This is a genomic window from Thermobacillus composti KWC4 (assembly GCF_000227705.2).
Classification (GTDB): Bacteria; Bacillota; Bacilli; order Paenibacillales; family Paenibacillaceae; genus Thermobacillus; species Thermobacillus xylanilyticus.
Window position 1 is genome coordinate 2,656,370 of sequence record NC_019897.1, and the last position, 12,777, is coordinate 2,669,146.

The 12,777-nt window shown below is 57.0% G+C and carries 10 protein-coding genes and 1 pseudogene; 4 read left to right on the top strand and 7 right to left on the bottom strand.

All coding sequences use genetic code 11. The features are described from left to right. The first annotated feature begins 60 nt into the window (after positions 1-60). The 3 genes from THECO_RS22315 to THECO_RS12425 all read left to right on the top strand — a co-directional run bounded on the left by THECO_RS22315 (position 61) and on the right by THECO_RS12425 (position 3,311). Positions 61-717 (top strand): hypothetical protein, encoded by a 657-nt coding sequence (locus tag THECO_RS22315; protein ID WP_232427682.1) that lies wholly within the window; start codon positions 61-63, stop codon positions 715-717. Continuing rightward, positions 665-1,573 (top strand): hypothetical protein, encoded by a 909-nt coding sequence (locus tag THECO_RS22320; protein WP_232427683.1) that lies wholly within the window; start codon positions 665-667, stop codon positions 1,571-1,573. The genes THECO_RS22315 and THECO_RS22320 overlap by 53 nt, the downstream gene beginning before the upstream one ends. 391 nt (positions 1,574-1,964) lie before the next feature. Beyond that, a complete protein-coding gene (locus THECO_RS12425; protein WP_015255399.1) occupies positions 1,965-3,311 on the top strand; it encodes an ISLre2-like element ISTco2 family transposase in 1,347 nt (448 codons plus the stop codon). 98 nt (positions 3,312-3,409) lie between these two features. Here the strand turns inward: THECO_RS12425 and THECO_RS22730 are convergent, their stop codons facing one another. Next, positions 3,410-3,586, bottom strand: coding sequence for a DUF4183 domain-containing protein (locus THECO_RS22730; protein WP_083883234.1), 177 nt, complete (start codon positions 3,584-3,586; stop codon positions 3,410-3,412). Positions 3,587-3,687: 101 nt separating this feature from the next. On the opposite strand from THECO_RS22730, the pseudogene THECO_RS12430 reads away from it, so the two are divergent. Further along, a pseudogene (locus THECO_RS12430) lies at positions 3,688-4,988 on the top strand (IS1380 family transposase). A gap of 616 nt (positions 4,989-5,604) precedes the next feature. Here THECO_RS12430 and THECO_RS12435 read toward each other — a convergent pair. The 6 genes from THECO_RS12435 to THECO_RS12460 form a co-directional block, all read right to left on the bottom strand. Beyond that, on the bottom strand, positions 5,605-6,420 hold the full coding sequence (locus THECO_RS12435) for a Maf family protein (protein WP_015255401.1): 816 nt from the start codon (positions 6,418-6,420) through the stop codon (positions 5,605-5,607). Between the two features lie 38 nt (positions 6,421-6,458). Continuing rightward, on the bottom strand, positions 6,459-6,701 hold the full coding sequence (locus THECO_RS12440) for a DUF4321 domain-containing protein (RefSeq protein ID WP_015255402.1): 243 nt from the start codon (positions 6,699-6,701) through the stop codon (positions 6,459-6,461). A 62-nt stretch (positions 6,702-6,763) separates the two neighbouring features. Continuing rightward, positions 6,764-8,131: an SPOR domain-containing protein gene (locus THECO_RS20590; protein ID WP_015255403.1), complete on the bottom strand. Its 1,368-nt coding sequence runs from the start codon at positions 8,129-8,131 to the stop codon at positions 6,764-6,766. Positions 8,132-8,349: 218 nt separating this feature from the next. Beyond that, complete coding sequence (locus THECO_RS12450; RefSeq protein WP_015255404.1) at positions 8,350-9,792, bottom strand: CAP domain-containing protein; 1,443 nt, start codon at positions 9,790-9,792, stop codon at positions 8,350-8,352. 167 nt (positions 9,793-9,959) lie between these two features. After that, positions 9,960-11,357, bottom strand: coding sequence for a UDP-N-acetylmuramate--L-alanine ligase (gene murC, locus THECO_RS12455; protein WP_015255405.1), 1,398 nt, complete (start codon positions 11,355-11,357; stop codon positions 9,960-9,962). A gap of 8 nt (positions 11,358-11,365) precedes the next feature. After that, positions 11,366-12,760 (bottom strand): bifunctional folylpolyglutamate synthase/dihydrofolate synthase, encoded by a 1,395-nt coding sequence (locus THECO_RS12460; protein ID WP_015255406.1) that lies wholly within the window; start codon positions 12,758-12,760, stop codon positions 11,366-11,368. Positions 12,761-12,777: the final 17 nt, after the last annotated feature.

Below are 12,777 nucleotides of genomic sequence, written 5' to 3' on the forward strand. Positions count from 1 at the left end.
CCCAACAATCGCCGAGAAGGCATTTTTTTACTGCCTATCTCTAGAAAATTGGGTGATTGTGTGAAAATCGTTTCTCGTTCTCACCAGGACTACTTGACCTTCGTAAGCGATCAACTGCGCAAGGAGTTCGACACCCCGGAAGCCATGTTGTTCTTGCAACACTTCTATCGCGACTTGATCTTCTGGATCACGCCGATCGATCTGTCCGCCACCGCTTCCTTGATGCGTTCGGCTTACTCCTCCAATCCCAGAGGCCGCAAGCCCCACGATCCCGCCGACATGCTCCGCTGCATGTTGCTCTTCACCAAGCTCGGGCTCAGTGTCGATGACGGAGTCGTCGCGCTGCGAACGACGCCGGTCTATGCCATTGTCTGCGGCTTTAAACCCGGTGAGACGCCGGGTGTCGGAACGTTCTACGACTTTTTCCCCCGGCTTTGGCGGGCATCCACTCCGCATAAGACCGGGCGCGTCAAACGCCGCTTGAAGAAGCCGCGGAAGAAGGGCAAAAAGAACGAAAAGCAAGAGCCCAAAAACCCCAAGATTACGGAGAAACTCGTCTCCCGCATCCTGCGCGAGGGCAAGATCCACTACGCCCCCAAGGACGCACGACCTGCTGCAACAGTTGTTCCAATCCCTGTTTGTCCTGCCTTCTGCGGCAAAAGGATTGCTTGGCGATACGAGCGCTTTCCGCGTCATCGGCGACGGATCTCCGGTTGAAACCGGCGCGCGATCCTACGGCAAGTTCCTTTGCGATTGCCGCCAGTCGGGCAACTGGAAATGTTCCTGCAAACGGCAATTTTCCGATCCGGATGCCGATTGGGGCTGGGACAGCTATCGCGAGAAATATTACTACGGGCGTACGCTCTACATGTTCACCGCAGCCGACAGTCCTTACAATTTGCCCGTGTACCCGCGATTGTTTCGCGCCAGCCAACATGACTCGGTGTCATGGATCTGCGGCTACCGCGAGCTGCGTCACTGGTACTCGGACTGGAAGGTGGGAGAGGCGCTCCTGGATTCGGCCCACGACGCCCTCCCGATCTATACCATGCTGGAACACGATGATGTTTCCGCCATCATCGACCTGAATCTCAGGCGTTCCGGGCATACGGTATACAATGAAATGAAAATTGGCTCCGATGGCGTTCCTGTCTGCCCCATTGGACGCAAGATGGTCTGCTGGGGCAAGTGTTCCGGGCGACAGCGCATCAAATGGCGCTGTCCCGCCAAAGTCGGCAAATGGGAATGCCCGACTCCCTGCTCGCCTTCCGATTATGGAAGAACGTTCTACACATCCACCGCGGATAACCCGCGCCTGTTCCCGCGCATCCGCCGTGACAGCAAGGAATGGAGAAAGCGTTACGCGCTGCGAACCGGAGTGGAGCGTTGCATCAAGCGCCAGAAAGTCGATTACAACCTGGAAGCTTCGCGCGGGCGCAGTTCCCGCCACTGGAACATTCGCGTGTACTTGATCGCCATGTGCCAGCATGCCGACGCGTGGCTGGAAGAAGCGAAGAAGCAGAAGCAGCTCGTCTCTGTCGAGCAATGGCTGGAAGGCTTGGCGGCAGCTTAACGCCAAAGGACTTCATAGCATTTTTTAAAAAATGCCCTTTTGAGGGTTCTTTGGCATGCACATTCTTGAAAACAGCTTTCATAGGCGCCGCTTCATCGACATTTCTGCCTCATTCACCCCTCATTCGGACTCAGAACGACTGCTTAATTCCGAGCTCCTATAACGTAATACAATAAAATCATATTCTGAATGAAGATGAACGTCAGGGCTAATCTTCAAGTGAATATACCTATTTTTTTCTCGATATGATAAATCCGATTGATTCAAGTATAATGGGGTTAGTGTAAAATCTTCGTGGGTGTAGGAATTGGAAAAAGCGGACATAGAAAAAGAGCTTCTCCCTTGGTAAAGTGATGTTTGTCCACAACACACCAAGAAGGAGGAAGCTCCTGTGAGCAACATTACCACAACAATGCCGACAATGAAAGAGATTGAGCAATGGATATTTCGGAAAATGCAGGAGGAATTCGCTCGTGCGATGAAGCAGGTGCTGGAGGCGCTGGATCAGCAGATCTTGGAGCAACGGGACCGAGAGCGTTATCGAGTAAAGGACGAGCGTGAAACAAGCGTCAACACAGTGTTCGGGAATGTGCGCTTTAAGCGGAGATTGTACTGTGACCGTAGAAGCGGCAAACACGTGTATCTGCTGGATCAGCTGTTGCAATTCGAAGGGCGCGGGAAAGTCAGTCCGCATTTGGAAGAGACAGCCATCGCATTCGCCAGCCAAGGACCGTCGTACCGGGACAGCGCTAAGCGGCTGGAGCAGCTCCTGGGATACAATGTGCTGAGCCACCAAGCGATCAGGGAAAAACTGATTGAGCGTGCGGAACAGCCGATGTCTGAGGTGAAGCGACGCCCAGCGCGAGTATTGTTCGTGGAAGTGGATGGGCTATACACGAAGCTGCAGCGGAGCAAGAAGCGTGGGATGGAGAACGCAATCGCTGTCGTACACGAAGGCTGGGAGAAGAGCGGCAAGCGAGTGCGGCTGAAGAATAAACAGCATTACCTGCATACGAGCGGCGGCAACTTCTGGGAAGGGTTCGGGGACTTTCTGGTGGAGCGTTACGAAATCGACGAGAACACGTGGCTTGTGGTGAACGGAGACGGCGCGGGGTGGATCGGGGAATGTACATCCTACTTTCACCAATGCCTGTACATGCTGGACCGCTTTCATGTGGCGCGTGATTTGAAACGTTTTGTCGGACATTTACCGAAGGTGTGGGAGACCGTGAGACGGTCGCTGGCCAAACAGGACGCAGCCGCGCTTATAGCGGCCTTAGAAAGCGTAGCGGAGCAAGAGATAGCGGAAGAGAACCGGAAGGATTGGAAGCAGTATAAAAGCTATCTGAAGCGGCACGAGAAGCATTTGGACGACTACCGAAAAACACTCCAGGTGAAGGGGATCGACACAAGCGGTATGCGCCCGATGGGAAGCGCGGAATCGCAGATGCGCATATTCGCCAAGCGGACGAAGCGTGGCGGGTACAGTTGGAGTGAGCGAGGCGTCAGGGCGATGCTGCGGACAATGATGAGGATTAAAGAAGCCGGCATGGTTGTAAGAACGGTTGAAGGACATGCGAGTATGCAAGCAACGTCACAACAGCCAATAAACATGCGGCAATTGCTCAAGAACGCGACGCAACCAGTCAAGGGTTGTATCGCTGGAATGATTCGCATGCTGCAAGGACCGAAGCAAAGCAGCACAACGGGTATGGCACTCAAAGCTCTTCGCGGATAATGGCAAAAAATTCTGACAAATCACTTTTATTTGATGAAAGAACGAAGCAAAGCGCTTACAAGGAAGAGGTTTCCTTTGGGGTTCGCGTTCCAAGCATCTTAAATGACTGCCCACGCTAGCTTGACACTGACTATAATGGGGGTTCCTTTGTAAATCGTTTGCCCTGTCGATATAATAGTTAACGCATCGGAATTTACATGATATAACTTACCCTCTTGCAATGCTCCGTTAACGTACAAATTGAAGTAACCTTCTTGACCAAAGTCAACCTGAATTTCGAAAGTGCGATCCTATGAAAACATAAAAAAGTGCCCAAATCTTTGGTAGAATGGTGTTTATCGAGAACACTACACCCAAAGAGAGGAGCACCTTTTAGGTGAAGTCTACCACACCCATCAGCAAAATCAAGACCGAATTTTCCCTACAGAACGCGACCAATTTCGGCGGCATCAAAATCTTCCTGGAATACCTCGAAAAAATCAAGTTTGCCGCTGCTTTACAAAGGCTGTCATGCATGAAAGCAAACAACTCGCTGTTCCCCGTCTACCGTATTCTGCTTTATCTCGTCGTCGGCTGGATGCTCGGCTGCGAACGCCTCTTCCATTTCCGCAAGCTACAGCAAGACTCGCTTCTAAAGCGGTTTCTCGGTGGACGCTGTCCGCACCATTCGCTGTTATACAAAGAGTTGTCGCGTCTTAGCAAATCGCACCCGAACTTGTTGACTGAGCTGCGGTCGCTCAATCAGGAAATCATTGGACCTTGTTTACCAGAGGCTCTCATTCTGGACCTTGACTCCACCGTTGAAACCGTATATGGCGATCAGGGCGGAGCGGCTAAAGGCACGAACCCGCATAAGCCCGGCCGTAAGAGTTATCATCCTTTGCTGGCCTTCGAAGGACAGTCTCGTCTATGTTTGAATGCCGTTCTACGTTCGGGCAATACGCACTCCTCCACGGATGCGTCAGCTTTCTTCACCAAACCTTCGAACTGCTGAGGGAGCATCCGGTGAAGTACGCGAGGTTCGATAAGGGCTTCGGCGGTGAAGATTTCTACGGCCTGTGGGAAGGCAAAGGAATCGGTTACGTCGGAAAGTTGAAATGGACAAAGCGCCTTGCAGAACAAGTCGCAGCCTGCCGGTACTGGAAACGATTCGTCGATGAAGACTGGATCATCGAAGGGATTACGATCATCTACAAAGCGACATCTTGGGAGAAGGCGCGCCGCGTAGCGATTGTTCGCAAGGCACACATCGTCGATGAAGGCCAGACCCGCATGGTGTTCGATTCGGATTGGCAATACGAAGCGATCGTCACCAATCTCGAATGGGAGCCGCTTGATCTGTGGCGCTTCTACAACCAACGCTGTTGCATGGAGAACTATATCAAGGAAGCGAAGAACGGCTTCTCCATTGATAGAATTGCGACGAGCGAATTTGAGGCGAATGAACTCGACTTGTTGATCAAATTACTCGCCTACAATTTGTTCGAGCGATTCAAGCGAAGCTGCTGCGAACCGGTACATCAAGGTTACACAATCGCACGGTTCCGATTAGAGTTCTTCCATTGCGCAGCAACGATTATTCGGCATAGCCGCAACATCATTCTCAAGCTGGCGAAAGACTTTGCAAACCGGTATGCATGGCAACGAATAGAAGCCAGGATCGCACTTTTGGAATGAAAACCCCTAAATTTAACATGGAAGAAATCGCAGCCTCTTCATTGGGGAGGGGGAAAGTGTATCCACATAATGTTGACTTGAACCGAACGAACTGGGAAATCGCCACATTCTTACAGCTAGTTTGGCAGTTCCACTATATACAGCGTTTGATATTACGGGCTTTCGAAATTTAGGGTCAATAAACTTGGCAACGGTTTCGCCTTTATCATCAACAAACTGATTGGGAAACAAAACTATTTTTTCTCCTGATAAATTAATGTCATGGGGTGCAACAAAAAAATATCTTCTTACTATTGGTTTAACACCAATAAAAGGTTGTTTTGGGCAAATAATATTTAAACGTTTTATTACACAATTAATTTTGTATATTACTTTTTTTCTGCCTCTTCTCTTTCTACGCTTTGTAGGTTTAAAAAATTTACACTTTAATCTATGCTTTTTCGTCAATAATCCCACCTCTACTATGCATAAGTCTTGGAATAATTTATGCTTCTTTTTAATTTATGTTTTGGACAAAAGACCTAATCAAGGAACATTGGGTTGAGCATATAAGGAAACAACAAATAAGGCGCCAATTATAGGCGCCTTCGAAAGAAACGAAAAATATTCAACTCAACTATGATTGATTAAATAAGCTGATTCCAAACATTAACAACATCTGATAAAGAAGGTTCAAGGGAAGCCCCATAATACTGTAAAAATCTCCTTCGATTTTTTCAATAAATACCGAGCCAATCCCCTGTACACCGTACGCGCCCGCCTTATCTAAAGGATCACCAGTTTTTACATACGCCCAAATCTCTTCATCGCTCATCGGTCTAAAAGTTACCTTACTGACGGTGTGACCAACAATTATTTCCGGTCGACCGTCTGGCGACTCAGATATGATACGATACTGACCAATGTCTCCAAGGTGCATTGTGGTGTCATAGCCCCCGGCTTTGTCGAGCGGCTCGCCGGTCGCGACGTACCGTGCGATCCGGTCCTCATCAAGCGGCTTCATGACGACCCGGGTGATGCTGCCGGCGGTCTTTGATTCTCCCGACGTTCCGTTCAGGACGGCCACGCCGGTGATAACTTCATGCGCACGGCCCTGCAGCATGCCGAGCATCCGGCGCGCGTCCGCGGCGTCTCGCGGCTTGCCGAGAATGTCGCCGTCCAGCACGACGATCGTATCGGCGCCGACAATGACGGTTCCCGCCGCCTCCGCGCCCAGCCGATCCCGGACGCTGACCGCCTTGTTCAGCGCCAGCCGCTGCGCCGCTTCCGCCGGCGCAAGCCCCGGCGGTATCGATTCATCCGCGTCGGACGCCTCGAAGCGGACCGGAGTGCGGAGGCCCAGCAGCTGCACAAGTTCCCGCCGGCGCGGCGAAGTCGACCCCAGCACGAGCGCCTGAACGGCTTGTCCGACGTAAGACCCATCTTTCGACATACGGACTTCCTTCCGTCCCGCGCCGCAAGACGCGGGATCTACATTCTGCGATAGAGCCAGATTGCCAGGACGACGCTGATGATGCTGAGCAGGCTGATGTTGAGTCTGACCGTCAAATCAAACGCGACGACGATCAAATCCGCCGCCGGCGACCAGACAATCGGAACCGAGTCGGTCAGGAAATCCAGCGCGGGAACCTGTTCCAGCCATTTCGCGACAAGCGCTCCCGCCACGAGCCCGATGACGACAAAAAGCACCAGCAGCCAGCGATTCTTCTTCATCCCCGATCGTCCTTCGCCCAATTCTGACACTCGTTCTATATTATACGCGGCGCTCCTTGCGTTTACAATGCGCCGGTCGACCGCATCCAGTCCCGCTGGGCGATCGCCGCTTCCATCAGCGCGGACTGTACGTCCCACAGATGTTCGGGCGCCGGCTTTCCGCGATATGCGGCGAATGCCTCGGCCGCCTTGCGAAGCGCATCCGAGATTCTGCCGGGTCCGCTCTCTGCCGGGACTTCTTTCCGAACCGCTTCCGCCGCCTCCGTCCAGCTTCGGTGAGACGTCTGCCAATCGTCCCAGGCTTCCGAAGGAATCGGATTTGTCCCGCCGGCAGCCAGCAGGCTGGCCGACAGCCCGCTCATCGTCCGCATCAGGTCGTTCGTCCGGAGCATGAATTCGGCCGCGCTGCCCGGCTGCCCCTCAAGCGCTGCCGGATCGGTCGCCGGCACCTCGAGCGGCCGGACATACAGCTCGACGCCGCCGAGCTTCGCCGCCAGCGCTTCCGCCGCTTCCCGGCTTTCCGCGATGCCCGCGTAAGCGCGGAAGCCGTCCGCCGTGTCGGCTGCGGCGGCATAGCCGGCCTTCTGCAGCTGCGCCAGCGCTTCGGCAAGCCCCGCTTCGGTCGAGAACACGCCGTATTGCAGCACATAATACCGGACGGCGGGAACTTGGGAAACAGCCGGACTTCCGGAAACATCCGGCGAATCCCCGGCCTCCTCCGGAACAACGCCGTAAGCCGGCAAGCCGATGTTCGCCTCTTCATCCGGCGGAATTCCGGTCTCCTCTTGCTCAGGCGCCCCCGGCTGCCAGACCAGTAGCGACATGACCAGATAGCCGAACAACGCGCCCGTCAGCACCGCTCCGGCAACGGTGGCGATCACCCGCGTCCAGGAAGGCGCGGGCGGCCTGCGGCGCGGCGCAACATAGCCCGCCGGCGCATCGTCTTCTCCGGCAATCAGCGCCTCCCAATCATTCAGCAACATGCCGCCGTTTGCGTCCGCCGGATGTCCACCGGTCCGCGCAACGCCGCCGGCTGCCGGTTCGCGTAACGGCACCGCGTCGTCCGCTTCCGGCTTCCGCTCCGGCACGGGACGGATTCGGCCGGTTTCTGCGCCGCGTTCCGTCTCGCCGCCTCCCGTCCGGCCGCCCGGCTCCGTCTCCATCGTCTGCCCGTCCGTCTCGCGTATCAATCGCTCGAGCGCATCGGGATCGTCCTGGAACGGGCTTTTCCAGGGGATGACATCGGTCTCGAACCGAAGTTCCCCCGGCCAGACCGGGTCCGCCGGACTTTGTCCGTCTTTCCGGCCGGCATCGTCTTCCGGAAGGACCCGCACCAGCCTGCCCCCGTTCCGGTTGCTGTCAGCGCCTTTTCCCGCAACGCCGGGCTTCGCCGGTTCGAACCGATATGTTATCCGCGCTTTCGGGTTCATATCCGTATCGCACTCCTTGTCCGATTCTTCTTGCTCTACTCTATGAACCCGATGCGAGATTTATGTGTCTCAAAAAAGAGAGTTTGACGGACGGGACACGAACGTGTGTTCTATTATAACTTGGTCCGTTTGGGATATCCAGGAGAAATTTCCTTGCCAATCATTAAAAAAACACCGAATGCCGTCCGACGGACGCCAACCGGTGTTCTGATCCCGATTTAACGGGGCGTATAGAAGTTTTGGGTGTAGTACCAGCCGTATTCGCTGTCCGGATTATGCTTGACGCCGACACCGAGCGATTCAAAACGCTCATGCAAAAGGTTCTTTCGGTGTCCGGAGGAGTTGACCCAGCCGGTATGCGCCTCAAAGGCGTTGCGATAACCGGCGGCGATATTCTCCCCGTAAGCGCGATAATCCCCGATCCCCGCGGATGCCATCCGGTCCCACGGATTTGCGCCTTCCGGGCTCACATGGTCGAAATATCCCCGCTCCGCCATGTCTTCGCTGTGCAGCCTTGCCGCCTTGGCCGCCATGTCATGCCAGGCCAATTCGTTCAGGCCGTGTTTCAGGCGAAACACATTCGTCAGATCCAACAGTTGACGTTCATAAGCGCGCGCCAGTTCTTCGCGCGGGGCAGACGCGCGGGTTCCGCCGCTTCCCTTTCCGTCCTGTTCCACCAACAGGCCTTCCACCGTGCTCGTGAGCAGATCCAGGTACAATGTGATCCGGAGGCCGTTCTTCTCATACGTATAAACCTCGTATTCCTTCAACGTTTCAAGGGAGATCCCCGCATGTCCGGCCGCCGTCTGCAAGGATGCTCCGGGCTTCACACCGTCCGGCTGCGCCCAGACGCCCGCGCTGCTGAACAGCGCCGCCACCCGTCCGCCGCTCACGCCGATCTGCGCAAAATCGGCATAGTCGGCATTGTAGACAAGCCAGGTGTATCCCGCTTCGGACGGTTCCCGGCGATCCGGTTCGCCGAGCGCGGCCAGCACCGCCTGCTCCCCGTCGCCGATGACGATGCCGCGCAGCGCAAAATCCGTGTTCCTTGCCGCCGTCTCCGCGGCGCCGCCCGTCCCGCCTTGATTCGCGCTTGTTCCCGCGTGCTTGACGTTGAAGATGAACGTCAGCGCCTCCGCGCGGGTGAGCGGATCGCCGGCGCCGAAGCCTTCCGGCGTTGCGCTCGTCTTGCCTTTGGCGAGTCCGTTGTCCAGCAAATACCTGACCGCCTCGTCCACCGTCAGCAGCTTCCCGTGCGCCGCCGCGATGATGCGGGCCGCGTCGCCGCGGGTGTATTCCCGCTTCGCCTCCATGTCGACGACCGGCCAGTTCAACCGCTTCGCCGCCGCATAATACCGGACATGCCACGGCTCGCCCGCCTTTTGCTCCGGAACTTCATATTCCGGGAAGGCGCGCAGCACGAGCGCCAGAAATTCGCGTTCGCTGATCTTCAGATTGGGGCGAAACATGCCGTCATCGAACCCGTTGGCAATCCCGTTCACAGCCGCCCATTCAATGACGCTCTTCGCCCAATGGTTCCCGACGTCCTTGAAGGAGACATTGTCCGCGCCTGCCGCGAACGCCCCGCCTCCCGTGGCCAGGACGACGACAATGAGCAGCGCCGGAAACAGTTGCCGAAACTTTTCCCCGATCGTTCTCATCCGTTTCCCCTCGCTTGGACAGTTTGCATGGCCTTTCGAAAAAGACAAGTCAACGTTATCTTACAGGATGTCGCGGGTATGCTCCAGTGTCTGCATTCCTGTTTGCATGAAAAAAACCGTCCGCCGAAACCCCGGTGGGGGTCCGGCGAACGGCTGTCCGCTTCCCGTCAACCGCTTGTCGCAAATCTGCCGTGCAATTCCCGCGCCAGCTGCTCGGCTGTCTGCCAGATGTCGCCGGCCCCCATCGTCAGGACGAGGTCCCCCGGCGCCACGCGTTCGAGCAGCCAGGCGAGCGCGTCTTCTTTCGTCGGCAGGTAGATCGTATTCGGATTGCTGTTCATCACGATCAATTCGGCGAGCCGTTTCGAGGTGACGCCCTCGATCGCTTTCTCGCCGGCGGGCGAATAGATGTCGGTGATGACGACTTCGTCGGCTTCCGCGAACGAACGGCTGAAGGCGTCGAGCAGGAAAAACGTCCGCGTATAGCGCTGCGGCTGGAAGACCGCGATAATCCGTTTGCCCGTCGCCTTGGCGGCCGCAATCGTCGCCTGGATCTCCGTCGGGTGATGCGCGTAATCGTCGATCAGCAGAATGCCGCCCGTCTCGCCGATCACCTGGAAGCGCCGCTTCGCGCCGCGGAACAGGCGGATCGCCTCCGCGACGCGCTCGAACGAGAGGCCCGCTTCGAGGCAGACGGCGATCGCCGCGAGGGCGTTGCCGGCGTTATGCCGGCCCGGCACCGACAGATCCACGCGTCCGAGCCGTTCACCACGTCGGATCACCGTGAAGGAAACTTTTCGATCGCCGGGCGTGATGTCCATCGCCCGGTAGTCCGCTTCACGGCCGGGTTCGATCGAGTAGGTGACGATCCGGGCGCCGTCAAGCCGCGGCAACAGCTCCCGGATATTCGGATCGTCGGCGCAAACGACGGCCATGCCTTCCGGCTTCACCTGGCGCAGAAACTGCACATACGCCTCTTTCAGCTTGCCGAAATCGCCGTCGTAATTCTCCAGATGGTCAGGTTCAATGTTCGTGACGACCGCCGTATGCGGTTGATATTGCAGAAACGATCCGTCGCTCTCGTCCGCCTCGGCCACAACGTATTCGCCGCCTCCGGCTTTGGCGTTCGTGTCGAGACCTACGATCTCTCCGCCGATGATATAGGTCGGATCGAGGCCGCACGACTCCATGACAAGGGCGATCATGGACGAGGTCGTCGTCTTGCCGTGCGCGCCGGCAACGGCGACGCCCTTGCCCTCGTTCAGAAGGCGCGCCAGCATCTGTGAACGGTGGATGACCGGGATGTTCCGCTCCTCGGCGGCCTTCCGTTCGACGTCATCCTGCGCGATCGCCGTTGAATAGACGACCAGGTTCGCTCCTCTTACGTGCTCCGGCTTGTGCCCGATATAGATACGGGCGCCCTGCGCCGCGAGCTTGTCGGTTCGCTCCTGCCGGACCACGTCCGAACCCGACACCTTGTATCCCTTCTCCAGCATCACCCTGGCGATGGCGCTCATTCCGTATCCGCCGATGCCGATGAAATGCACATGTTCCGCCGTGCTCAAATGCCGTCTCACCAACCTTTTTCAATATCGCGATCATGAAGCAGAGAGGAACGAACGTCTGCAATCAGGTACAGCGAGCCGGATACGACGGCCAGATCCTCGGGACCCGTTCGTCCGATCAGCATGTCGAGCGCCCGGCGCCAATCCGGTTCGGCCGCGGCATCGGCTGGACAGCCGGGGATGCCGGCCGCGATCCGCGCAAGTTCGCCTGCGTCCAGCTTCTTCTTGAAATCCGGTTCGGTTACAATGAGCGAATCCGCTATTGGTAGTATATGCCGCAGCATGTCGATATGATTCTTGTTCGCCAGCGCGCCGATCATCAGATGAAGCCTGCGCCAGCGGAACGATTCCTTGAGGGCCGCCGCGAGCGCGGCCATGCCTTCCGGATTGTGCGCGCCGTCGAGCAGAATGCGCGGCTCCTCCCGGACCAGCTCCAGCCGGCCGGGCCATCGGGCCGCGCGCAGGCCTTCCTCGAGCACGCCCTCCTCGAGGATGAGCGCGTAATACTGCCGCAGCACCTCAAGCGTCATGACGGCGACGGCGGCATTCGTCCGCTGGTGCGCGCCGCGCATCGCGATCTCTAGCGGTTCGATCGCGCGGAACGGCCCCTCGAACCGGAATCGCTGCGTTCCTTCGCCGGACTCGAGCGGCGTTTCGCGGAACTGCTTCCCGAGCAGATAAAGCGTGCTCTTCTTCGCGGTCGCCGTTTCGGCGAGAACGCGGATCGCCTCGGGCTGCGACGCCGCGCTGACGACCGGCACGCCGGCTTTGATGATGCCGGCTTTCTCCGCCGCGATCGCTTCCAACGTATCGCCCAGCACGTCCATATGGTCGTGGCCGATGTTCGTGATGACGCTCGCGACCGGCACGACGACGTTCGTCACGTCAAGCCGCCCGCCAAGCCCGGCTTCCCAGACGACATAATCGGGGTAGGCGACCTTCGCGAAATACAGGATCGCGAGCATGGTCGTCACTTCGAACATCGTCGGCGATCCGAGCTCGGTCTCGGCCAGTTCGTCGACATGCGGCTTCACTTCGTTCGCAAGCCGCACCAGCACTTCGTCGGGAATGTCCCGGCCGTTGAATGTAATCCGATCCGTAAAGCGGGTCAAATAAGGCGACGTGAACGTCCCCACATCATAGCCCGCTGCACGGAGCACACTGGTCAGATAGGCGCAGACGGAACCTTTGCCGTTCGTTCCGGCCACATGGATGAACTTGAGCCGGCGCTCGGGCCGGTCAAACCGCTCGAGCAGCCAGGTGATGCGCTCTAGTCCGGGACGGATGCCGAACGCGGTCAGACCGGTGATCCAGTCGCGCGCCTCCTCGTATGTCCGGAACGGACCCGCATCCTGAACCCCGGTGTCAAACGCTCCGCCGGTCCGTTCGCTCATGTCGGGCATCTCTCCGCTTCTCCTCC

Coding starts and splice junctions, on each gene's coding strand:
- THECO_RS12460 (WP_015255406.1), bottom strand. CDS start 12,760: ATGCCCGACATGAGCGAACGGACCGGCGGAGCGTTTGACACCGGGGTT.
- THECO_RS12440 (WP_015255402.1), bottom strand. CDS start 6,701: ATGAAGAAGAATCGCTGGCTGCTGGTGCTTTTTGTCGTCATCGGGCTC.
- THECO_RS12450 (WP_015255404.1), bottom strand. CDS start 9,792: ATGAGAACGATCGGGGAAAAGTTTCGGCAACTGTTTCCGGCGCTGCTC.
- THECO_RS12435 (WP_015255401.1), bottom strand. CDS start 6,420: ATGTCGAAAGATGGGTCTTACGTCGGACAAGCCGTTCAGGCGCTCGTG.
- THECO_RS20590 (WP_015255403.1), bottom strand. CDS start 8,131: ATGAACCCGAAAGCGCGGATAACATATCGGTTCGAACCGGCGAAGCCC.